Origin of the sequence: Mesorhizobium sp. LjNodule214 (assembly GCF_964252735.1) — a bacterium.
Taxonomy (GTDB): domain Bacteria; phylum Pseudomonadota; class Alphaproteobacteria; order Rhizobiales; family Rhizobiaceae; genus Mesorhizobium.
Map to the genome: position 1 here is coordinate 934,997 of NZ_CAXUPE020000003.1, position 20,121 is coordinate 955,117.

Here is a 20,121-nt window from a genome sequence, read left to right on the forward strand (position 1 = left end):
CGATGTATCGCGTCGACCCGGGCACTCGGCATCTCCCGCCCGCCATTGTATCCGATCCGGATGAAATCGTCGGACCGGAGATGGCGCTTGCTGGCAGCTTTGTCGATGCTCCCGCGTTGGCGCCCCCAGCCGCCGTATCAGCAACACAACCGGCAGGCGATTTGCTCGAGCAAGACACCGATTGGGAAGTCTCACCGATGACGATAAAGGGGCCGGCGTCGTCCATCGTCTCCCATGGCACGCAGACACTAGGGGGAGGCGCCGAGTGGCCCCATTTCATGCCCGAGAGCTTCACTCCGCCAAAACCCCCGGTGCTCGCCCATCGGGACGTGGCCAGCGAGCCCGCCCACCCCGAGGAAGGGCAGGATGGGCGAGCCGGGTTTGAAAGCGATGACGCCAGCCGGCCGCACGATGCCGATGGCGTGCCTTCCGAAATCGACGACGTCGACAGCATCAACGTCACGCAAGTCGCGCTGGTTGACCAGGACGCGAGCATCATCGTCAACGGCTATGTGGGCGACGTGGTCACGCGCCTGCTGGTCGACCAAGACCTGATGATGGACCAGAACGCGGACATTGGCTTCACCATCGACGGCGACGGACATTTCATCGTTCTGATCGATCAGGACATGCGCATAGATCAGGATGTCCAGATCGACGTCGATATGTTCGACGTCGACGGTGTGCTCTATGTGGATATTCTCCTGCGTGACACGATCGAGATTGAACAAGACACGGCTATCGACGTGCGCATCACCGACGGACCTCCCGGCGGCACGGTCGACGTGAACCAAAGCATCGTGATGGATCAAGATGTGGACATAGACATCGACATCGAGGACGAGTTGGAAGAGCGCTATGTCGTGGATGTGGATGTCCTGGTCAGCCAGACGATCGACGCCGATCAAGATGCCGTCGTGGACATCAAGGACTGGAATGGGGAGATCGACATGGATCTGGACGCCATCCAAGCGGCGACCGTAGATCAGCAAACCATCGTGCAGGCCGATCTTGTGTTGATCTAGCCCACCCGACGTTCATCGAGCTCGTCGCGACCAGTTCGGGGTCCGAGGGTCGGTGACCACTGCCCCGCGATTCAAACGAATTTGAATCAAATGCGCTCATTCTTAACCATATCCCGAACTATCGGTAGATTAGCGCGAGCTAACACGATTAGATGCCCTTGGGGCGGCAATGACGGGGAAGCAATTGACTCTCTCGTTTTCGGCCGAACAGAACGGCTTAGCGCATGACCGCCCTTCCATTGTCGTTATCGACCACCATCCGCTATGGCGAAGTTGCCTGGCCCGGATTCTTAGCGCCGAGTTCCAGGAGTTCGCCGTCCTGGAAATCGAGACCGCGCACCACTGGGATTCCATCATCGGCAAAGACATCAGACTCGTCGCTCTCAACACAGGGAGCTTGATCGTCACGGACGAGCGAGTGCTGGAGAACCTCGCCTACCTTCGTCGATCTCTGCGCGAGGGACATCTCGTGCTCCTCACGGAGATCGACGAGTCGACGATAACCGATGCGATGATCTCCGAACTCAGCAGATATGGCGTAAGAGGCTACATTGCAGCTTCCGCCTCCGTCGAGATCGCGCTCGCGGCGTTTCGGCTTGTGATGGCAGGCGGGGTCTATTTTCCACGATCGGTGATCATGGACTGCTCCGACTGGACGCCGGTCTCACCTGACAACATCGTCGCCCTGCAACCGGCCGCGACCATAATTGGAATGGCGCCTGCCATCGCCAACACGGCCTGCGCCATATTCACGGAACGCGAGCGACAGGTTATGGCATCCCTGCTACGTGGCCTGTCGAACAAGGTCATCGCCAGCGAACTGAATCTGTCGCAGAATACGGTCAAGTCGCACATCTCGCACATCATGCGCAAACTGCATGCGACGAACCGGACCGAAGCAGTCGTACTCTCTCAGCACGCCGGACCCGTTACAAATGGAGGGTTGTAGCGGGGCATTTCCGATGCGCCCTCGGCTTCGGCTGTTGAACTGGATCGGCCGCGCCGGGGTTTGGGTTACCCCGCCATCAGCGCCTTGATGCCGTCCGCCACGAACTGCACGGCCAGGGCCGCCAGGATGACGCCGAGCAGCCGGGTCAGGATCGAGCGGCCGGTCTGGCCGAGGATCCGGTCGATGCGCTCGGCCAGCACGAACACCAGATAGGTGATGGCGAGGCAGAGGAAAATGATGCCGACCAGTGCCGCCTGCGCGCCAAAACCCTGAAACGAGCCGGAAAGCAGCACCGTCGCCGAAATCGCGCCGGGGCCGGCGATCAGCGGGATCGCCAGCGGAAAGGCCGCGATGTTGTGGATCATGTCCTTGGTGATGGCGACGTCGCCGATCTTTTCCTTGCGGTCCTGCCGCCGCTCGAAAACCATTTCGAAGGCGATGAAGAACAACAGGAAACCGCCAGCGACGCGGAAGGCCGGCAGCGTGATGCCGAACACCGACAGGATCGATGCGCCGGCAACCGCGAACAGCGCCATCACCAGGAAGCCGATGGTCGAAGCGCGCACCGAAACCTGCTGGCGCTCCTCGCGGTTCATGCCGCGTGTCACGGCGAGAAACAGCGGCGCCAGCCCGGGCGGATCGATGGTCACCAGGATGGTGACGAAGGCGTTGAATAGGCTGTCGAAGCTCGGCATCTTTCACCCCTCCCGCCGGGCAAGGCCCGTACCCCTCAATTGGTAGAGCAAAGCAGGGGCGCTGGAAACAGCGCGGGAGGAGGATTTGAGCCGGCTAGCCGGCAGCGCTGCAATAGGCTTCGATGCGGTAGCCATCCGGGTCGATGACGAAGGCAGCATAGTAGTTTTCGCCATAGTCGGCGCGCAGGCCGGGCGCGCCATTGTCGCGGCCGCCTTCGCTGAGCGCTGCCGCGTGGAACGCATCGACACTGGCGCGCGTCGGCGCGGCGAAGCAGAAATGCAAGCCGGACTTCGCGTCCGCCGTCACCGGCCGCGGCGCTTCGTTCACCCATAGCGCCACTGTCTTCCCGCCATAGCCAAGCGAGCCGGGTGACTGGCTGAGGCATGTGTAGCCGAGCGGTTTCAGCGCGGCGTCATAAAAATGTTTCGCGGCATTGGCGTCGCGGACGCCGATCGAGACGTGGTCAAGCATAGTTTCCTCCATGTTTGCAAATGGTTGGTTGATCAGGCTGGAGTAACGCGGCGCGCCAGGAACTCGACCTCGAGGCGCCAGTCCTCGCTGCCGTCATGCGAACACTCGCCCAGCCATCGGAACGAGTTTTCGGTGATCCGGAAAAAGCTCCAGCGTACGGAGGAGCCGCGGGCGTCGACACCTTGCTGGACGATCGTGTCGCCTTCGGCACGGCCGAGCTGGCGGCTGAAATACTGGTTGCGCGGATCGCTCCAGAAAATGTGCCAGGCATCGACGCCGGGATCGTAGACGCGCAATGTCGTGCCATAGAACGTCCACGTGCCGAGCGACGGCAAGGGATCGGCATCGCGCGCGGGCAGGATCCATACGTCCTGGATTGCCTTGCCTTCCAGGACCCAGCCGAAATGCACCTCGCCGCGCCCGGTAAGAACCGTGCCGTCTTCGAGGTGGCGTGTGGCATCGAAAGTCCAGGCGCCGACGAAGCGGCCGTAAAGGTCCAGCTTTTCGGCCAGGTCGGGGTAGGGTCCGTCGCTATGCAGGGCTTCGGTAAAGGGATCGGTCATGGTTGCTGCCTCGTTTGTCAGGAGACCGCGACCAATAGGGGCATGGCAGGGTTCTGCGCTTGGGAAAAATTGCTATCTTTCGGCCATGACGACGAGCGAGCAAAACCTTGCATCGGGGCAGGGCTGGCACGTGGCGGACGTGGTGTGCACGGCCGGCGCCGGCGACAGCCCGTTCGAGGAAGAGCACCGGACCTTTTGTGTTGCCGCTGTGACTCAAGGCACCTTCCGCTACCGCACGCGCCAGGGCACGGCGATGCTGGCGCCAGGCGCCATCCTGCTCGGCAATCCCGGCGCCTGCTATGAATGCGGCCACGAGCATGGCGCCGGCGACCGCTGCCTCTCCTTCCATTTTACCCCGGCCTATATGGAAGGCATCGTCGCTGAGGTGCCTGGAGCGAGGCGGCTGGGCTTTGGGGTGCCTCGCTTGCCGCCCTTGCCGGCGCTGGCGCCGCTGCTGGCGGAGGCGGAGGCCGCGCGCGAGACGGCCGACGGCGACGTGTTGGAGGAACTCGGTCTGCGCATTGCCGGAGCGGTGGTGGCCGTTGCCGCCGACGCCGCGCATGTTGGCCGCGCGCCGAGCCGCCGCGACCAGAAACGCGTCACAGAAGCTGTGCGGCGGATCGAGCTCGATGCCGACCGGCCAATCTCGCTCGCAGAACTTGCCAGCTGCACGGCGACCAGTCCCTACCATTTCCTGCGCACCTTCCGGCATGTCGCCGGAATGACGCCTTACCAGTTCCTGCTGAAAACCAGGCTGCACCGGGCCGCGGTGCGGCTGCGCACGTCGGACGAGGCGATCTCGACCATCGCCTTCGAGGCCGGCTTCAACGACCTGTCGACCTTCAACCGCCGCTTCCGGCGTGAAATGGGGCAGGCGCCCGGCGCCTATCGCGCCCGTCGGCGTATCGCCTAGCGTTCACCCGCTTTGCCCGGCGGCGGCGAAAAGCGCCTTGGCCATATCGTCGCAATTGACGGTATCCTTTTGAAATTGCCGCCGAAATTGTCTTTGGAAAAGCCGTCGCTGACGTTGGAGTTTCGGCCGCGCTTCCTATATAAGCAGCCAGTGATTCCTGACTGGATTGTGACCTGATTTGACCGACCAGAAGACACCGCGCGGCGCCGACGGCGGCCCGACCGGCATCGAGCCGATATCCATCATCGAGGAGATGCAGCGCTCCTATCTCGATTACGCCATGAGCGTGATCGTCAGCCGCGCGCTGCCGGACGTGCGCGACGGCCTGAAGCCGGTGCATCGCCGCATTCTCTATGCCTCGCATGAGAGCAGCTACCACTGGAACCGCAAATATGTGAAATCGGCCCGCCCGGTCGCCGACGTGATGGGTAAATACCATCCGCATGGTGACGCCTCGATCTATGACGCCCTGGTGCGCATGGCGCAGGACTGGTCGCTGCGCGTGCCGCTGATCGACGGGCAGGGCAATTTCGGCTCGATCGACGGCGATCCACCGGCGGCGATGCGCTACACCGAGTCGCGCCTGACCAAGGTCGCGCATGAATTGCTCGAGGATATCGACAAGGAAACCGTCGATTTCCAGGACACTTACGACGCGTCGGGCAGCGAGCCGAAGGTGCTGCCGGCGCGATTCCCCAACCTTTTGGTCAACGGCTCCGGCGGCATCGCCGTCGGCATGGCCACCAACATCCCGCCGCACAATCTCGGCGAAGTCTGCAACGGCGCCATCGCCCTCATCGACAATCCGGCGATCGACCTGCCGGCGCTGATGGAGATCATCCCCGGGCCGGATTTCCCGACCGGCGGCATCGTGCTCGGCCGTTCCGGCATCTACAGCGCCTATTCGACCGGCCGTGGCTCCATCGTCATGCGCGGCAAGGTCAACATCGAACAGCGCGGCAACGACCGCGAGTCGATCATCATCACCGAGGTTCCCTACCAGGTGAACAAGTCGTCGATGATTGAGAAGATGGCCGAACTGGTGCGCGACAAGCGTATCGAGGGCATTTCCGACATTCGCGACGAGAGCGACCGGCAGGGCTACCGCGTCGTCATCGAGTTGAAGCGCGACGCCGTCGCCGACGTTATCCTCAACCAGCTCTATCGTTTCACGCCGCTGCAGACTTCCTTCGGCGCCAACATGGTGGCGCTGAATGGCGGCAAGCCGGAACTGCTGACGCTGACCGACATGCTGAAGGCCTTTGTGGCTTTCCGCGAGGAGGTGATCACCCGGCGCACCAAATTCCTGCTGCGCAAGGCGCGCGATCGCGCCCATGTGCTGGTCGGTCTCGCCATCGCCGTCGCCAACATCGACGAAGTCATAAAGCTGATCCGCAGCGCGCCGGACCCGCAGACCGCGCGCGAACAGTTGATGGAGCGGCGCTGGCCGTCCGGCGACGTCGAATCGCTGATCCTTCTTATCGACGATCCGCGCCACCGCATCAACGAGGACGGCACCTACAACCTGTCCGAGGAGCAGGCGCGCGCCATCCTCGAGCTGCGTCTGCAGCGCCTGACCGCGCTCGGCCGCGACGAGATCGCCGACGAATTGAACACGATCGGCGCCGAAATCATCGACTATCTCGACATCCTGTCGTCTCGCGCCCGTGTCCAGCAGATCGTCAAGGACGAGCTTGCCGCCGTGCGCGACGAGTTCGGCACGCCGCGCCGCACCGAGCTCTCCGAGGGCGGGGCGGATATGGAAGACGAAGACCTCATCCAGCGCGAGGACATGGTCGTCACGGTCAGCCATTCCGGCTACATCAAGCGCGTGCCGCTGTCGCTTTATCGGGCGCAGCGCCGCGGCGGCAAGGGCCGCTCCGGCATGTCGACCAAGGAAGAGGACTTCGTCACCCGGCTGTTCGTCGCCAACACGCACACGCCGGTGCTGTTCTTCTCCTCACGCGGCATCGTCTACAAGGAAAAGGTGTGGCGCTTGCCGATCGGCAACCCGCAGTCGCGCGGCAAGGCGCTGATCAACATGCTGCCGCTGGAGCAGGGCGAGCGCATCACCACGATCATGCCGCTGCCGGAGGACGAGACCAGCTGGGGCGAGCTCGACGTGATGTTCGCCACCACGCGCGGCACCGTGCGCCGCAACAAGCTGTCCGACTTCGTCCAGGTCAACCGCAACGGCAAGATCGCCATGAAGCTGGAGGAGGAAGGCGACGAGATCCTCGGCGTCGAGACCTGCACCGACAATGACGACGTGCTTTTGACCGCAAGCTCCGGCCAGTGCATCCGCTTTTCGGTCGGCGATGTGCGCGTCTTCCAGAGCCGCAACTCGGTCGGCGTGCGCGGTATCGCCATGGCCGAAGCCGACAGGGTGATTTCCATGGCGGTCATCGAGAATGTCGATGCTCCGCCGGCTGAGCGCGCCGCCTATCTCAAGCGAGCGGCGGCCGAACGGCGGCTCGCCGCAGGCATTGCCGCTGGTGAAGAGGAAGAAATCGCGCTGACCAATGAGGAGATCGGCGAGGAGACGGAACTTTCCGACGAACGCTACGAATTCCTGAAGGCGCATGAGCAGTACGTGCTGACGGTGACCGAATATGGCTACGGCAAGCGCTCATCGTCCTATGATTTCCGCCTGACCGGGCGTGGCGGCAAGGGCATCCGGGCCACCGACGTCTCGAAAGTGGCCGAGATCGGCCGGCTGGTTGCGACCTTCCCGGTCGGCAATGACGATCAGATCATGCTGGTCTCGGACGGCGGCACGGTCATTCGCGTGCCGGTCGAGGGCATCCGTTTCGCCAGCCGCGCCACCAAGGGCGTGACCATCTTCAACACCGCCGAAGACGAGAAAGTGGTGTCTGTCGAGCGGATCTCGGAACCGCAGTCGGACGAGGAAGAGATCGTCGAGGGCGAGGCGGATACCGCAGGCGGCGACGCCGGTCCGGACAACGCCGAATAGGCCTGCAAACAGCGACGCCGGCCCGATGGGCCGGCGCGGTCGAAACTACCAGGCAAGATGCCGGTGAATTCAGTAGTGGCGGTACGGCTTGCGGGGGCCAAAACCTTCGAAGCGCTTCGTGGTGGCCCTGGCGCGAACGCGCCCAGCTTCCTGATGCAGCCCGAATACAGTGGCGATCAGCATGGCGACGGTCATTGCGGTGGCTAGCATGTAGATCAGCATGTGCGTGTTCTCCTGCGCCTAATAACGGTTAGATGGGGATTTGGTTTCATCATCTGAAGTGGCAACCTAGTGAACGCTGCGTGAAGCCTTCGTGATCAACGCATTCATCTGTCGTTCATGTCTGCGAAAAGGTTCACGGACCTGATCTCGATCGGATTTGCCTTCCGCCCGCGCGCCCGCTAGAAGCACCAGCCATGACCGAACGCATCGCCCTCTATGCCGGCTCCTTCGACCCGCTGACCAACGGCCATCTCGACGTGCTGAAGGCCTCGCTGGCCGTCGCCGACATCGTCTATGCGGCGATCGGCATACATCCCGGCAAGAAGCCTCTGTTTTCCTTCGAGGAACGGGTGAACCTGATCGAGACCGCAACAAAGGCGGAATTCGGCAGTGACGGCGCCCGCATCAGGGTCGTCGCCTTCGACGGGCTGGTGATCGATGCGGCCAGGAGAGAGGGCGCCTCGATCATGATCCGCGGCCTGCGCGACGGCACCGATCTCGACTATGAGATGCAGATGGCCGGCATGAACGAGACCATGGCGCCGGAACTGCAGACGGTTTTTCTGCCCGCCAGCCCCTCGGTCAGAACCATTACCGCCACACTTGTCCGCCAGATAGCTTCGATGGGAGGCGACATCCGCCCCTTCGTGCCGGCGGCGGTTGCCGGTGCGCTCACCGCCAAATTCGCAAAATAGGTTTCTCGGAGAAGATCATGCAGCTGAAAAAGCTCGCCTCGTTCCTCGTTGTGCTTGCCGGTCTCGTGACCGCATCCGTTTCGGCCTTTGCCGCCGATGCGGAAAACACCATGATCATCACGCTGAAGGACGGCGATGTCACCGTCGCGCTGCGGCCCGATCTGGCACCCAAGCATGTCGCGCAGATCAAGAAGCTGGTGCGCGAAGGTGCCTATGACAATGTCGCCTTCCACCGTGTCATCGACGGCTTCATGGCGCAGACCGGCGACGTCAAGTTCGGCAACATGGAGAAGGGCTTCAACTCCCAGGCTGTCGGCACCGGCGGCTCCGATCTTCCTGACTTGCCGGCCGAGTTCTCGCAGAGCGAACGCTACAAGCGCGGCGTGGTCGGCATGGCCCGCTCGCAGGATCCGAACTCGGCCAACTCGCAGTTCTTCATCATGTTCGCGCCGGCGCCGCCGCTCGATGGCCAGTACACCATCGTCGGCAATGTCGTCAGCGGCATGGAACTGGTCGACCACATCGAGAAGGGCGACGAGGCCGACAACGGCACGGTCACCGACCCCGACAGGATGATCAAAGTGCGCATCGCCGCCGACAAATAAATCTGTTTTTTCAAAAGGATATCTGACATGGCTGAGATCAAGGACCGCGAGAACGCGCTCATCATGGAAACGACCAAGGGCCAGGTCGTCATCGAACTTTTGCCCGATCTGGCGCCCGGACACGTCGCCCGCATCAAGGAACTGACCCGCGAAGGCGCCTATGACGGCGTGGTCTTCCACCGCGTCATCGACGGCTTCATGGCGCAGACCGGCGACGTCAAGTTCGGCAATTCCTCGAAGCCGACTTTTGCGCCGTCGCGCGCCGGCATGGGCGGCTCAGACAAGCCCGATTTGAAGGCCGAGTTCTCCAACGCCAACCACGGCCGCGGCACCTGCTCGATGGCCCGGGCGCAGAACCCGAATTCGGCCAACTCGCAGTTCTTCATCTGCTTCGACGATGCCGCCTTCCTCAATCGCCAATACACGGTCTGGGGTCAGGTCATCGAAGGCATGGACAATGTCGACAAGATCAAGCGCGGCGAGCCGGTGCAGGATCCCGACAAGATCGTGTCGCTGAAGGTCGCGGCCGACGTCAAGTAAGGCGAAACGACGATGATGGGCGCTGTCTGGTCCTTGCTCGGCATACTGTCCGGCGCCTTCATCGCCGTACAGGCGCCCATCAATTCGCAGCTGGCGCGCGGCCTGGGTCTCCCGGTCGCCGCGGCTGCGTTCTCGTTCCTGTCGGGCGCGATTGTGCTCGGCATCATCGCCGTCGCGGTGGTGAAGCTGCAGGGCATCTCGCTCGATTGGAAGGCACCGGCGCCATGGCTGTTCGTCGCCGGCGGCATGCTCGGCGGCTTCTATGTCACGCTTTCGACCATCCTGACGCCACGCATCGGCGCCGCCGCCCTGATGGCGTTCCTGGTTGCCGGGCAGTTGCTGGCCGGCATGCTCATCGATCGCGCCGGATTCCTTGGCGTCGCCGTGCGCGAGATTTCGCTCGGCCGTGTCGCCGGTGCAGTTCTGCTGCTGGCCGGAGCGTTGCTTATCCGGCTCTACTGATGCGCGTCGATCTCTTCGATTTTGACTTGCCGGAGGAGCGCATCGCGCTGCGTCCGGCCGAACCGCGCGACAGCGCGCGCATGCTGGTGGTCAAGCCCGGCCAGGGGCTCGACGACCGGACGGTGCGCGACCTGCCATCGTTTCTCGAAGCCGGCGACGTGCTGGTCTTCAACGACACCAAGGTCATTCCGGCGCAGCTGAAAGGCATCAGGCGGCGCGGCGAGGCGCAGGCGCAGGTCGAGGCCACGCTGCATATGCGCGTGGCGCCGGACCGCTGGCAGGCTTTCATGCGGCCGGGCAAGCGCATCGCCGCCGGCGACCGCATCCATTTCGGCCATGACGGCAATTCCTGCTTCCTCGGCCAGCTCGACGCCACGGTGATCGAGAAGGGCGAGGCCGGCGAGGTCCTGCTCGGCTTCGATCTGTCTGGCGCATTCCTCGACGAGGCACTGCACGCCGTCGGCCATATCCCGCTGCCGCCCTACATCGCCTCCAAGCGCGACGACGACGAGCGCGACCGCAGCGATTACCAGACAATCTACGCCAAAGAGGAGGGCGCGGTCGCCGCGCCCACCGCCGGCCTGCATTTCACGCCGGAGCTGTTTGCAGCACTCGACGCCAAAGGCATCGAGTGCCGCTTCGTCACCTTGCATGTCGGCGCCGGCACCTTCCTGCCGGTCAAGGCCGAAGACACCGCCGACCACAAGATGCATGCCGAGACCGGCTCGGTCAGCCTGGAGACCGCAGAGGCGCTGAACGCTGCGAAGGCGAGGGGCGGACGCATCATCGCTGTCGGCACGACCTCGCTGCGCCTGCTGGAGAGTGCTGCGCGAGAGGACGGTACGCTCTCCGTATGGTCTGGGCCGACCGACATCTTCATCACGCCCGGCTACCGCTTCAGGACGGCCGACATGCTGATGACCAATTTCCATCTGCCGCGCTCGACTCTGTTCATGCTGGTTTCGGCGTTCTCAGGACTCGATACGATGCGCGCGGCCTATGCGCATGCCATCGACAACAGCTACAGATTCTACTCCTACGGAGATGCCAGCCTGCTTTATCCAGCGGAGACGAGCGATGGACGATGACCTCGTTAGCCTTGACCGCGACGCCCTGATCGCGGAAGTGAAGAAATTGCGTGCCGGCATTCGCCAGCATCGCGATGCCACCGGCCACGACCTCTGCTGGCATCATCCCGATCTTTGGGATCTTTTGCCGGAAAAGACCGAGCCGGCGATCGCCGTGCCGCCCTGGCCAAAATTCATGCGCGGCTGCATCCGCTACCGGCAGTCGCTGGACGAACAGGCTCCGGGCGCGCCGGTGCACGACAAGGAATTCAATGGCTGACGCGTTCTCGTTCAAGGTGCTGGCCACCGACGGCAAGGCGCGGCGCGGCGTGATCGATATGCCGCGCGGCGAGATCCGCACGCCGGCCTTCATGCCGGTCGGCACCGGTGGCACCGTCAAGACCATGTACATGGATCAGGTGCGCAGCCTCGGCGCCGACGTCATCCTCGGCAATACCTATCATTTGATGCTGCGGCCGGGCGCCGAACGCGTGGCGCGGCTCGGCGGCCTGCATGAATTTGCCCGCTGGCCGCATCCGATCCTGACCGACAGTGGCGGTTTTCAGGTGATGTCGCTCTCGAAGCTGAGGAAGCTCACCGAAAAAGGCGTCACCTTCCGCTCGCATATCGACGGCGCCGCCTATGAGATGTCGCCCGAACGTTCGATCGAGATCCAGGGGCTGCTTGATTCCGACATCCAGATGCAGCTCGACGAATGCACGGCGCTGCCGGCCAAGGAGAAGGAAATCGAGCGCGCGATGGAACTGTCGCTGCGCTGGGCCGAGCGCTGCAACACGGCGTTCGGCGACCAGCCGGGCAAGGCGATGTTCGGCATCGTCCAGGGCGGCGATGTGCGGTCGCTCAGGGTGCGCTCGGCGCAAGCGCTGAAGACGATGGAGCTGAAGGGCTACGCCGTCGGCGGCCTGGCTGTTGGCGAGCCGCAAGCGGTGATGCTCGATATGCTCGACATCACTTGCGCCGAATTGCCCGAAGACAAGCCGCGCTATCTGATGGGCGTCGGCACCCCGGACGACATCATCAAGTCGGTGGCGCGCGGCATCGACATGTTCGATTGCGTGATGCCGACCCGGGCCGGCCGCCACGGCCTCGCCTATACCAGGCGCGGCAAGGTCAATCTGCGCAACGCCCGCCATGCCGACGATCCGCGCCCATTGGACGAGGAGAGCGACTGCCCGGCCGCTCGAGACTATTCGCGCGCCTATCTGCACCATCTGGTGCGCTCGCAGGAGGCGCTGGGCGCGATGCTGCTCACCTGGAACAACCTCTCCTATTATCAGAAGCTGATGCAGGACATCCGCGCCGCGATCGAAGCCCAAGCCTTCGAAGCGCGTGCAGCCGAGATTTCAGAAGGGTGGGCGCGGGGTGATATTCCTGCCCTTTGAGCGGCGCCTTACCAGCGTCATGTGATTGACGGGCTGGTTGCCGGCGCGCAGAGTTCCGCTGAGGGGCGTGTCATGACCGTGACATATGACTTTGGCGGCAAGACCGCGATCGTAACTGGCGGCGCAAGAGGCATCGGCAGGACCGTCGCCCAGCTATTGGCGCGGTCGGGAGCTGACGTCTGGATATGGGATGCCGATGTCGTGCCGGCCGACGGAACCCACAGCCAGACGGTCGACGTAACCAAGGCGAGCGACATAAAGAACGCCCTGACCGAGATTGTCGCCAAGGCCGGCCGGATCGACATTCTGGTCAACAATGCAGGCTATCTTGGCCCCTACCGCGACTTCGAAGCCTTCGACCCGGCCGAGTGGCAGCGCATCATCGGTGTGAATCTCATCGGCGTGTTTGAGATCACGCACCAGGTTTTGCCGGTCATGCGAAAGACCGGGAGCGGCCGCATCGTCAACATGGGGTCTCTCGCGGGCAAGGAAGGATTGCCGAGCCTTGCAGCCTATTCCGCGGCGAGCGCGGGCGTCATTGCTTTCACCAAAGCCCTGTCGCGAGAGGTTTGCGATACCGACATCCGCGTCAATTGCGTCGCGCCCGGCCCAATCGATACCGATCTTATCAGGCGTCTTGGAAACAAGGTCGTCAGCGACATGATCGGCGCCAGTCCGCTGAAACGGCTTGGGTCCGTCGATGAGGTTGCGGCGTTGGTACTCTGGCTGTGTTCCGATGCCAGCAGCTTCAACACCGGGGCCGTGTTTGACATGTCTGGCGGCAGGGCCCGGTACTGATATCGACTTTGCCTCAGGTGCTGACCGAGGTCGACGCGCGCAGGCTGCAGCCGGTGATCTGGAAACTGCCGTCCGGCTGCTGCTCCAGCGTGTACACAGCCTCGTAGTCCTTGCCGTCGGGCCCGACGATCAGCACCTGCTGGACGATCGAGGTCGGTCCGGTCTGCTGCACCTTGCCGAATGAATAGTTCTGCGGCTGGCGCACCGGCGCGTAGCCGTTGGTGACCATGTTCATGAAGGTGTCGACGGTCGGGAAGATGCGTTTCACATTCGGCGCCGCGTAGCTGTAGGCGGTGGCGCCGTCATTGGCGATGAAGGCTTTCAACTGACTGTCGATGACCGTCTGCGCCGCCTTGATCTCGGCATCGCCGGCAAACGCCGAAGACGCGAGAATGAACGGAACGACTGCGAATGCCAGTAAGGTGCGGCGCATGGCCTGCCTCCGGTGTCCCCAGGAAAATCGCTGCTCGAGGACGACACTATACCATACGCATTTCGGTGCTTCGCGGTTTCAACAAGGGCGGAACAATCGCGACGATACCGCAGCGGCGGCTACCTGAGCGCCCAAATGCTTGAAAGCCGGGCGGCAGTCTGCCACAAGGGCCGCTTATTCGCGCAGAGACTAGGCAGGACCCGGCAATGAAGGCGTTTTTCGTGCAGATAAAGTGCGACCTGGGCAAGGCCTATGATGTTGCCAGCGCGCTCGCCGACGCCGAGATCGCCTCGGAAATCTACTCGACCGCCGGAAATTACGACCTGCTCGCCAAATTCTATGTCGAGGACGAAGAAGACATCGGCCACTTCGTCAACGAGAAGGTGCAGATTCTGCCCGGCATCAAGGACACGTTCACCGTCGTCACCTTCCGGGCCTTCTGACCGAATCGAGGCTTGCCCGGGCGCGAGGCAGAGCCTGACCCGACCCTGTCGGCGCTGCCTTAATCTTAGGCAGTTGTGACATACTGACCGCCGCCATGCCCCAAATCACCGATTGCGCTTGATTTTCTCCGGCGACGCCAGTGAAATGGCGTCACAGGGGAGTATGCGATTGGCAGCGTTCGACGAAATGCTTCCGGAAGTTTCCGGATTGAGAAAACCGTATTCGGCTTACGACCGCTGGCTGAAGGAGCAGGATCCGGCCAGGCTTACCGAGAAAATGCAGGACGCCGAGCGCGTCTTCCGCAAGACCGGCATCACCTTCGCCGTCTACGGCGAACAGGAAGCCTCGGAACGCCTGATCCCCTTCGACATCGTTCCCCGCATCATCTCAGGCAATGAATGGCGCCGGCTGACGCAAGGCATCGAGCAGCGCGTGCAGGCGCTCAACGCCTTCCTCGACGACATCTATCACCGCCAGGAGATCCTGCGGGCTGGCCGTGTCCCAAGGGAGTTGGTTGCCAAGAACGAGGCCTTCCTGCCGGAGATGATCGGGGTCAGGCCGCCGGCCGGTGTCTACACCCACATTATCGGCGTCGATATCGTCCGTATCAGCGAGAACGAGTTCTACGTGCTGGAGGACAATGCCCGCACGCCGTCCGGCGTCTCCTACATGCTGGAGAACCGCGAGACGATGATGCAGCTCTTCCCGGAGCTGTTCCAGCAAATCAAGGTGCGGCCGGTGGAGAACTATCCGCAGCTGCTGCGCCAGTCGCTGGCGGCGGTCAGGCCGCAGAGCACCAAGGGCACGCCGACCATCGCCGTGCTGACGCCGGGCAGCTTCAATTCCGCCTATTTCGAACACGCCTTCCTGGCCGACCAGATGGGCGTGCAGCTTGTCGAGGGGCAGGATCTGCGTGTCATCGACGGCCATGTCGCCATGCGCACGACCGAAGGCTACAAGCAGATCGACGTGCTTTACCGCAGGGTGGACGATTCTTTCCTCGACCCGCTGACCTTCCGTCCGGACTCGGCCCTTGGCGTACCGGGAATCATGGACGTCTACCGCGCCGGCAACATCACCATCGCCAATGCGCCGGGAACGGGCATCGCCGACGACAAGGCGATCTATTCCTACATGCCAGAGATCGTCGAATTCTATACCGGCCGCAAGGCGATCCTCGGCAACATCCCGACCTGGCGCTGTTCCGAGCCGGACAGTTTGAAATATGTGCTCGAGCACATCCACGAACTGGTGATCAAGGAAGTGCATGGCTCCGGCGGCTACGGCATGCTGGTCGGGCCGGCGGCGACCAAGAAGGAATGCCAGGATTTCGCCAAGAAACTCCAGGCAAAGCCGTCGAGCTACATCGCCCAGCCAACGCTGGCGCTGTCGACCTGCCCGATCCTGACCGAAAAGGGCCTGTCGCCGCGCCATGTCGACCTCAGGCCCTATGTGCTGGTTTCCGACCGCATCCAGATCGTGCCTGGCGGCTTGACCCGCGTGGCGCTGAAGGAAGGTTCGCTGGTCGTGAATTCCTCGCAAGGCGGCGGGACGAAGGATACCTGGGTGCTGGACGACTGAGATGGGGGAGTAGTCAGTAGTGAGTAGTAGAGGGGACAGGGCAATGCCGGATTCGATCGAGATGCAAACATTCACTATTCATTACTCACCATTCACTGCTCACTAGCCCGAAGGGCCGTTTCCCATGCTTCTCGGCCGCACCGCCAACGGGCTCTACTGGATGAACCGCTATATCGAGCGGGCGGAAAACATGGCCCGCCTGGTCGATGCCGGCCTGCGCATGGCGCTGACGCGCACGCAGAACGCCTCGGAAGAGTGGAATTCGGTGCTGCTCAGTGCCGGCTCCGACGTTACCTTCACGCAGAAATACCAGGACTACACGGCAGCTAATGTCGCCGATTTCCTTTTGCGCGACACGTCGAACCCGTCGAGCACGATGTCGGCGATCGAGACGGCCCGCAACAATGCCCGCATGGTGCGCACGGCGCTGACGCGCGAAACCTGGGAAAGCATCAATGAAGCCTGGATGTCGCTGAAGCGGATGCTGGCGAAACCCATCGACGAACGCGATCTGCCGAACGTGCTCGATGCCATCAAGCGCGAGACGGCGCTGATCCGCGGCTCTTTCTACGGCACCATGCTGCGCAACGAGATCTTCGATTTCTCGCAGCTCGGCACCTATGTCGAACGTGCCGACAACACGGCGCGCATCCTCGACGTGAAATATTACGTGCTGTTGCCCTCGATCTCCTGGGTCGGTTCCACGCTAGACAACTATCAATGGGAATCGATCCTGCGTTCGGTCTCGGCGCACCGCTCCTATCGCTGGGTCTACGAAGCCGACTACAAGCCGACCAACATCGCCGACTATCTGATCCTCAATGTCCGCATGCCGCGCTCGCTGACCTTCTGCTACCGCTTCCTCGCCGAACATCTGAAATTCCTCGGCGACGACTATGGCGAACGCCATGCCTGCCATGCGACCGCCGACAAGACGCAGGCCATGCTGAGGGCGGGCTCGATCAAGGATATATTCGACACCGGCCTGCACGAGTTCCTGGCCAATTTCATTCGCGACAACACCCGGCTCGGCGACGAGATCGCGCAGGACTACAAGTTCTACTGAGTACGATCCCGCAAGATCATGCTCGCAAATGGAAAATGACGCCCATGCGGCTCAAGATCACCCACCGAACCGAATACCGCTACGATGCGCCGGTTCAGTATCTGCTGCAGCGCCTGCGGTTGCTTCCGCTCAGCGGGCACACGCAGACCGTGCTGTCCTGGGAACTGAAGATCGACGGCGCGCGCGAGGAAGTGCGCTTCACCGACCATTTCGGCAATGACACGCGGCTGCTGAGCGTCGAGGGCGAGCAGCATACCATCACCATCGAGGCATCGGGCGAAGTGGTGACGCGCGACACCACGGGCGTTTCGGGACCGCATCAGGGTTTTGCGCCGCTCTGGCTGTTTGGCCAGGAAACGCCGTTGACTGCCATTGGCGAAGGCATTCGAGACCTTGCCGCCTCAGTGGGCAAGGGCACCGACATCGAGAGGCTGCACCGGTTGATGGCCGTCATCGGCGAGCGCGTCGCCTACAAGCCTGGCGCCACCAATGTGATGACGCCGGCCGAGGAGGCGCTGGCGCTCAAGACCGGTGTCTGCCAGGACCACAGCCATATCTTCGCCGCTGCCGCGCGTGCCATGGGTTTTCCGGCCCGCTATATCAGCGGCTATCTGATGATGGACGCGACGGTCGAGCAGGCGGCGAGCCATGCTTGGGCCGAAGCGCATGTTTCGGGGCTCGGCTGGGTCGCCTTCGATGCCGCCAACGGTATTTCCCCCGACGAGCGCTATGTGAGAGTGGCAACCGGCCGAGATTATCGCGACGCCTCGCCGGTTTCGGGGATCAGGCTGGGACAAGCGCAAGAACAGCTTGCGGTCACCGTCACGGTAGAGCAGTAATTCCAGCGGAATCGCTGCTAAAAGAGAATCGATGACCTATTGCGTCGGCCTGAAGATCGATCGCGGACTCGTGTTCATGTCGGACACGCGCACCAATGCCGGCATGGATTCGATCTCGACTTTCAAGAAGATGCATGTCTGGGAGGAGCCGGGCGAGCGCGTCATCGTGCTGATGTCGGCCGGCAACCTGGCGACGACGCAGGCCGTCGTCAGCCTGCTCGACGAGCGCACCAAGGCGGTCGCCGACCGCCACGCAACCCTGCTCGAGACGCCGTCCATGTACCAGACGGTGCGGTTGGTCGGCGACACGGTCAAGGAAGTCATCGCCCATTCGTCGCCGGCGGGCGAGAAGGCGGATTCCTATTTCAATGCCTCCTTCATCCTCGGCGGACAGATCAGGGGCAGCGCAGCACGCCTGTTCATGATCTATCCAGAAGGCAATTTCATCGAATCAACCGACGACACGCCGTTCTTCCAGATCGGCGAGACCAAATACGGCAAGCCGATCATCATCCGCGCCTATGAAAAGACGATGAGCCTTGCCGAGACGGTGAAGCTGCTGCTGGTGTCGTTCGATTCGACGCTGAAGTCGAACCTGTCGGTCGGCCTGCCGCTCGACCTGCTGTTCTACGAGAAGGACGCCTTCAAGATCAGCCTGAAGAAGCGGATCGGCCAGGACGATCAATATTACCGGACCATCTCGGATGGCTGGTCGAGTGCGCTGAAGGCTGCCTTTGCCAGTCTGCCTGACTTTCCCGGGTAGGGCGTTTTCGGCTTCACGGCTGTTGCTGCATTATATTTAACGTGTTAATCACAATGGCAGAAGATGCTGGCTGGGAACCGGCCACCATGCGTTTCGGGAGGATGCATGAACAACGATGAGTTCCGTGCGTGGTCGAGGCGCGCCGCCGACTGGGGTGCGGACTATCGCGACACGTTGCGGGAAAGGCCGGTTCGGCCGGCGCTTTCGCCGGGAGCAATCTTCCGCAGCATCGAAGCCTCGCCGCCTGAAGCGGCCGAATCGATGGACCGGATCTTTGCCGATTTCGAGCAGAAGATCGTGCCCGGTATGACGCATTGGCAACATCCGCGCTTCTTCGCTTACTTCCCGGCCAATGCGGCCCCTGTCTCGGTGGTGGCCGAATATCTGGTCTCGGCGATGGCCGCGCAATGCATGCTGTGGCAGACCTCGCCGGCAGCGACCGAACTCGAGACGCGCACCGTCGACTGGATGCGCCAGGCGCTCGGCCTGCCCGACGGGTTCTCCGGCGTCATCCAGGACTCGGCCTCATCGGCAACGCTGGCGGCCGTGCTGACCATGCGCGAGCGTGCGCTCGACTGGCAGGGCAACAAAAAAGGGCTGGCAGGGCAGGCGAGGGTGCGCGTCTATTCCTCCGACCAGGTGCATACCTCGATCGACCGCGCGATCTGGGTCGCCGGCATCGGCGAGGAAAATCTTGCCCGCATCCCGGTCGCCGGCCGTTTTCGCGCCATGGATGCGGCAGCACTTGAAGCGGCGATCGTCTCTGACCGTGAGGCCGGCATGCTGCCGGCGGGCATCATCGCTTGCGTCGGCGGCACCAGCACCGGCGGCACCGACGACATAGCCGCGGTCGCCGCGGTTGCCAGGCGGCACGGGCTTTATCTGCATGTCGATGCCGCCTGGGCCGGATCGGCGATGATCTGCCCGGAGTACCGGCATTTCTGGACCGGCGTCGAACAGACCGATTCCGTCGTCTTCAATCCGCACAAATGGCTGGGCGCGCAGTTCGATTGCTCGATCCAGTTCATCCGGCAACCGGAAGACCTCGTTCGCACGCTGGCCATCAAGCCGGATTATCTGAAGACCCACGGCCATGACGGCATCATCAACTATTCCGAATGGTCGGTGCCGCTCGGCCGCCGGTTCCGTGCCCTGAAACTCTGGTTCCTGTTGCGCGCCCATGGCCTGGAGGGCCTGCGCGCCATGATCCGCAACCATGTCACCTGGAGCGAGGGCCTCGCCGCGCGCCTGGCAAAGGAGACGGATTTCGAGATCGTCACCGAACCGATGCTGTCGCTGTTTTCGTTCCGGCATCGGGCAGGGGCGGGCGCCGATCCCGACGAACACAACCTTCGCCTGGTCAACGCCATCAATGATGATGGCCGCATCTATCTCACCCAGACACGCGTTGATGGCCGCGTCGCGGTCCGCTTCCAGGCCGGCCAGTTCGAGGCGACGGCGGCCGATGTCGATGCGGCATTCGATGTCGTGACGGAAATCGCACGCGGGCTTGCTTGAAACGACCCCGGCAGCCGCGCGCGGGTTTGTCTTCGCAATCGGATGATTGTCATTAGCCGGCTTATGCCTTTTCATCGCTTTCGTTTTCAGGTAT

23 protein-coding genes are annotated in these 20,121 nt (G+C 62.7%); 18 read left to right on the forward strand and 5 right to left on the reverse strand.

The window, feature by feature from the left end; genetic code table 11:
- Nucleotides 1-2 precede the first annotated feature (2 nt).
- Both ACSQ3Z_RS29885 and ACSQ3Z_RS29890 read left to right on the forward strand, forming a co-directional pair.
- A complete protein-coding gene (locus ACSQ3Z_RS29885) occupies nucleotides 3-1,025 on the forward strand; it encodes a hypothetical protein (RefSeq protein WP_436174829.1) in 1,023 nt (340 codons plus the stop codon).
- 169 nt (nucleotides 1,026-1,194) lie between these two features.
- Nucleotides 1,195-1,974: a response regulator transcription factor gene (locus ACSQ3Z_RS29890; RefSeq protein ID WP_436174830.1), complete on the forward strand. Its 780-nt coding sequence runs from the start codon at nucleotides 1,195-1,197 to the stop codon at nucleotides 1,972-1,974.
- A 65-nt stretch (nucleotides 1,975-2,039) separates the two neighbouring features.
- On the opposite strand, the gene ACSQ3Z_RS29895 is transcribed toward ACSQ3Z_RS29890, so the two are convergent.
- The 3 genes from ACSQ3Z_RS29895 to ACSQ3Z_RS29905 all read right to left on the reverse strand — a co-directional run bounded on the left by ACSQ3Z_RS29895 (nucleotide 2,040) and on the right by ACSQ3Z_RS29905 (nucleotide 3,704).
- Nucleotides 2,040-2,669 (reverse strand): MarC family protein, encoded by a 630-nt coding sequence (locus ACSQ3Z_RS29895; RefSeq protein WP_436174831.1) that lies wholly within the window; start codon nucleotides 2,667-2,669, stop codon nucleotides 2,040-2,042.
- Between the two features lie 94 nt (nucleotides 2,670-2,763).
- Nucleotides 2,764-3,141: a VOC family protein gene (locus ACSQ3Z_RS29900; RefSeq protein WP_436174832.1), complete on the reverse strand. Its 378-nt coding sequence runs from the start codon at nucleotides 3,139-3,141 to the stop codon at nucleotides 2,764-2,766.
- A 32-nt stretch (nucleotides 3,142-3,173) separates the two neighbouring features.
- Nucleotides 3,174-3,704 (reverse strand): hypothetical protein, encoded by a 531-nt coding sequence (locus tag ACSQ3Z_RS29905; RefSeq protein ID WP_436174833.1) that lies wholly within the window; start codon nucleotides 3,702-3,704, stop codon nucleotides 3,174-3,176.
- 85 nt (nucleotides 3,705-3,789) lie between these two features.
- Here ACSQ3Z_RS29905 and ACSQ3Z_RS29910 point away from each other — a divergent pair, with 85 nt between their 5' ends.
- On the forward strand, nucleotides 3,790-4,617 hold the full coding sequence (locus ACSQ3Z_RS29910; RefSeq protein WP_436174834.1) for a helix-turn-helix transcriptional regulator: 828 nt from the start codon (nucleotides 3,790-3,792) through the stop codon (nucleotides 4,615-4,617).
- A gap of 178 nt (nucleotides 4,618-4,795) precedes the next feature.
- Entirely contained in the window at nucleotides 4,796-7,591 is a 2,796-nt protein-coding gene (gene gyrA, locus ACSQ3Z_RS29915; RefSeq protein WP_436174835.1) for a DNA gyrase subunit A, read from the forward strand.
- Between the two features lie 69 nt (nucleotides 7,592-7,660).
- Here gyrA and ACSQ3Z_RS29920 read toward each other — a convergent pair whose 3' ends face one another.
- On the reverse strand, nucleotides 7,661-7,813 hold the full coding sequence (locus tag ACSQ3Z_RS29920; protein WP_436174836.1) for a hypothetical protein: 153 nt from the start codon (nucleotides 7,811-7,813) through the stop codon (nucleotides 7,661-7,663).
- Nucleotides 7,814-8,007: 194 nt separating this feature from the next.
- On the opposite strand from ACSQ3Z_RS29920, the gene coaD reads away from it, so the two are divergent.
- From coaD to ACSQ3Z_RS29960, 8 genes are all read left to right on the forward strand, one after another.
- Nucleotides 8,008-8,508, forward strand: a complete 501-nt coding sequence (gene coaD / locus ACSQ3Z_RS29925) for a pantetheine-phosphate adenylyltransferase (protein ID WP_436174837.1) — start codon at nucleotides 8,008-8,010, stop codon at nucleotides 8,506-8,508.
- 110 nt (nucleotides 8,509-8,618) lie between these two features.
- On the forward strand, nucleotides 8,619-9,113 hold the full coding sequence (locus ACSQ3Z_RS29930; protein WP_436175188.1) for a peptidylprolyl isomerase: 495 nt from the start codon (nucleotides 8,619-8,621) through the stop codon (nucleotides 9,111-9,113).
- Nucleotides 9,114-9,140: 27 nt separating this feature from the next.
- The gene (locus tag ACSQ3Z_RS29935; RefSeq protein ID WP_436174838.1) at nucleotides 9,141-9,653 is read left to right on the forward strand and encodes a peptidylprolyl isomerase; all 513 of its coding nucleotides are present in this window, start codon (nucleotides 9,141-9,143) and stop codon (nucleotides 9,651-9,653) included.
- 12 nt (nucleotides 9,654-9,665) lie between these two features.
- Entirely contained in the window at nucleotides 9,666-10,115 is a 450-nt protein-coding gene (locus tag ACSQ3Z_RS29940; RefSeq protein ID WP_404276922.1) for a DMT family transporter, read from the forward strand.
- A complete protein-coding gene (queA, locus tag ACSQ3Z_RS29945) occupies nucleotides 10,115-11,203 on the forward strand; it encodes a tRNA preQ1(34) S-adenosylmethionine ribosyltransferase-isomerase QueA (RefSeq protein ID WP_436174839.1) in 1,089 nt (362 codons plus the stop codon). Before ACSQ3Z_RS29940 ends, queA begins: the two co-directional genes overlap by 1 nt.
- Nucleotides 11,193-11,462, forward strand: a complete 270-nt coding sequence (locus ACSQ3Z_RS29950; RefSeq protein WP_436174840.1) for a hypothetical protein — start codon at nucleotides 11,193-11,195, stop codon at nucleotides 11,460-11,462. Before queA ends, ACSQ3Z_RS29950 begins: the two co-directional genes overlap by 11 nt.
- A complete protein-coding gene (gene tgt, locus ACSQ3Z_RS29955; protein ID WP_436174841.1) occupies nucleotides 11,455-12,585 on the forward strand; it encodes a tRNA guanosine(34) transglycosylase Tgt in 1,131 nt (376 codons plus the stop codon). The genes ACSQ3Z_RS29950 and tgt overlap by 8 nt, the downstream gene beginning before the upstream one ends.
- 72 nt (nucleotides 12,586-12,657) lie before the next feature.
- Complete coding sequence (locus tag ACSQ3Z_RS29960) at nucleotides 12,658-13,383, forward strand: SDR family NAD(P)-dependent oxidoreductase (protein WP_436174842.1); 726 nt, start codon at nucleotides 12,658-12,660, stop codon at nucleotides 13,381-13,383.
- A 13-nt stretch (nucleotides 13,384-13,396) separates the two neighbouring features.
- Here the strand turns inward: ACSQ3Z_RS29960 and ACSQ3Z_RS29965 are convergent, their stop codons facing one another.
- Complete coding sequence (locus tag ACSQ3Z_RS29965) at nucleotides 13,397-13,816, reverse strand: DUF4864 domain-containing protein (protein WP_436174843.1); 420 nt, start codon at nucleotides 13,814-13,816, stop codon at nucleotides 13,397-13,399.
- 206 nt (nucleotides 13,817-14,022) lie between these two features.
- On the opposite strand from ACSQ3Z_RS29965, the gene ACSQ3Z_RS29970 reads away from it, so the two are divergent.
- The 6 genes from ACSQ3Z_RS29970 to ACSQ3Z_RS29995 all read left to right on the forward strand — a co-directional run bounded on the left by ACSQ3Z_RS29970 (nucleotide 14,023) and on the right by ACSQ3Z_RS29995 (nucleotide 20,027).
- On the forward strand, nucleotides 14,023-14,259 hold the full coding sequence (locus ACSQ3Z_RS29970; RefSeq protein WP_120016126.1) for an Lrp/AsnC ligand binding domain-containing protein: 237 nt from the start codon (nucleotides 14,023-14,025) through the stop codon (nucleotides 14,257-14,259).
- A 169-nt stretch (nucleotides 14,260-14,428) separates the two neighbouring features.
- A complete protein-coding gene (locus ACSQ3Z_RS29975) occupies nucleotides 14,429-15,841 on the forward strand; it encodes a circularly permuted type 2 ATP-grasp protein (protein ID WP_436174844.1) in 1,413 nt (470 codons plus the stop codon).
- A gap of 124 nt (nucleotides 15,842-15,965) precedes the next feature.
- On the forward strand, nucleotides 15,966-16,907 hold the full coding sequence (locus ACSQ3Z_RS29980; protein ID WP_436174845.1) for an alpha-E domain-containing protein: 942 nt from the start codon (nucleotides 15,966-15,968) through the stop codon (nucleotides 16,905-16,907).
- A 44-nt stretch (nucleotides 16,908-16,951) separates the two neighbouring features.
- Nucleotides 16,952-17,746, forward strand: a complete 795-nt coding sequence (locus ACSQ3Z_RS29985) for a transglutaminase family protein (RefSeq protein WP_436174846.1) — start codon at nucleotides 16,952-16,954, stop codon at nucleotides 17,744-17,746.
- 31 nt (nucleotides 17,747-17,777) lie between these two features.
- Nucleotides 17,778-18,509: a peptidase gene (locus ACSQ3Z_RS29990; RefSeq protein WP_436174847.1), complete on the forward strand. Its 732-nt coding sequence runs from the start codon at nucleotides 17,778-17,780 to the stop codon at nucleotides 18,507-18,509.
- A gap of 105 nt (nucleotides 18,510-18,614) precedes the next feature.
- Nucleotides 18,615-20,027, forward strand: a complete 1,413-nt coding sequence (locus ACSQ3Z_RS29995) for a pyridoxal phosphate-dependent decarboxylase family protein (protein WP_436174848.1) — start codon at nucleotides 18,615-18,617, stop codon at nucleotides 20,025-20,027.
- The last annotated feature ends 94 nt before the right edge of the window (nucleotides 20,028-20,121 follow it).

What these genes read in the sequence shown, in the direction of transcription:
- queA (WP_436174839.1), top strand. Translation starts at nt 10,115, where the DNA reads ATGCGCGTCGATCTCTTCGATTTTGACTTGCCGGAGGAGCGCATCGCG.
- ACSQ3Z_RS29895 (WP_436174831.1), bottom strand. Translation starts at nt 2,669, where the DNA reads ATGCCGAGCTTCGACAGCCTATTCAACGCCTTCGTCACCATCCTGGTG.
- ACSQ3Z_RS29930 (WP_436175188.1), top strand. Translation starts at nt 8,619, where the DNA reads ATGATCATCACGCTGAAGGACGGCGATGTCACCGTCGCGCTGCGGCCC.
- ACSQ3Z_RS29905 (WP_436174833.1), bottom strand. Translation starts at nt 3,704, where the DNA reads ATGACCGATCCCTTTACCGAAGCCCTGCATAGCGACGGACCCTACCCC.
- tgt (WP_436174841.1), top strand. Translation starts at nt 11,455, where the DNA reads ATGGCTGACGCGTTCTCGTTCAAGGTGCTGGCCACCGACGGCAAGGCG.
- ACSQ3Z_RS29995 (WP_436174848.1), top strand. Translation starts at nt 18,615, where the DNA reads ATGAACAACGATGAGTTCCGTGCGTGGTCGAGGCGCGCCGCCGACTGG.
- ACSQ3Z_RS29970 (WP_120016126.1), top strand. Translation starts at nt 14,023, where the DNA reads ATGAAGGCGTTTTTCGTGCAGATAAAGTGCGACCTGGGCAAGGCCTAT.
- ACSQ3Z_RS29890 (WP_436174830.1), top strand. Translation starts at nt 1,195, where the DNA reads ATGACGGGGAAGCAATTGACTCTCTCGTTTTCGGCCGAACAGAACGGC.
- ACSQ3Z_RS29885 (WP_436174829.1), top strand. Translation starts at nt 3, where the DNA reads ATGTATCGCGTCGACCCGGGCACTCGGCATCTCCCGCCCGCCATTGTA.
- ACSQ3Z_RS29900 (WP_436174832.1), bottom strand. Translation starts at nt 3,141, where the DNA reads ATGCTTGACCACGTCTCGATCGGCGTCCGCGACGCCAATGCCGCGAAA.
- ACSQ3Z_RS29910 (WP_436174834.1), top strand. Translation starts at nt 3,790, where the DNA reads ATGACGACGAGCGAGCAAAACCTTGCATCGGGGCAGGGCTGGCACGTG.
- coaD (WP_436174837.1), top strand. Translation starts at nt 8,008, where the DNA reads ATGACCGAACGCATCGCCCTCTATGCCGGCTCCTTCGACCCGCTGACC.
- ACSQ3Z_RS29965 (WP_436174843.1), bottom strand. Translation starts at nt 13,816, where the DNA reads ATGCGCCGCACCTTACTGGCATTCGCAGTCGTTCCGTTCATTCTCGCG.
- ACSQ3Z_RS29920 (WP_436174836.1), bottom strand. Translation starts at nt 7,813, where the DNA reads ATGCTGATCTACATGCTAGCCACCGCAATGACCGTCGCCATGCTGATC.
- ACSQ3Z_RS29980 (WP_436174845.1), top strand. Translation starts at nt 15,966, where the DNA reads ATGCTTCTCGGCCGCACCGCCAACGGGCTCTACTGGATGAACCGCTAT.
- ACSQ3Z_RS29940 (WP_404276922.1), top strand. Translation starts at nt 9,666, where the DNA reads ATGATGGGCGCTGTCTGGTCCTTGCTCGGCATACTGTCCGGCGCCTTC.
- ACSQ3Z_RS29990 (WP_436174847.1), top strand. Translation starts at nt 17,778, where the DNA reads ATGACCTATTGCGTCGGCCTGAAGATCGATCGCGGACTCGTGTTCATG.
- ACSQ3Z_RS29935 (WP_436174838.1), top strand. Translation starts at nt 9,141, where the DNA reads ATGGCTGAGATCAAGGACCGCGAGAACGCGCTCATCATGGAAACGACC.
- ACSQ3Z_RS29985 (WP_436174846.1), top strand. Translation starts at nt 16,952, where the DNA reads ATGCGGCTCAAGATCACCCACCGAACCGAATACCGCTACGATGCGCCG.
- ACSQ3Z_RS29960 (WP_436174842.1), top strand. Translation starts at nt 12,658, where the DNA reads ATGACCGTGACATATGACTTTGGCGGCAAGACCGCGATCGTAACTGGC.
- ACSQ3Z_RS29950 (WP_436174840.1), top strand. Translation starts at nt 11,193, where the DNA reads ATGGACGATGACCTCGTTAGCCTTGACCGCGACGCCCTGATCGCGGAA.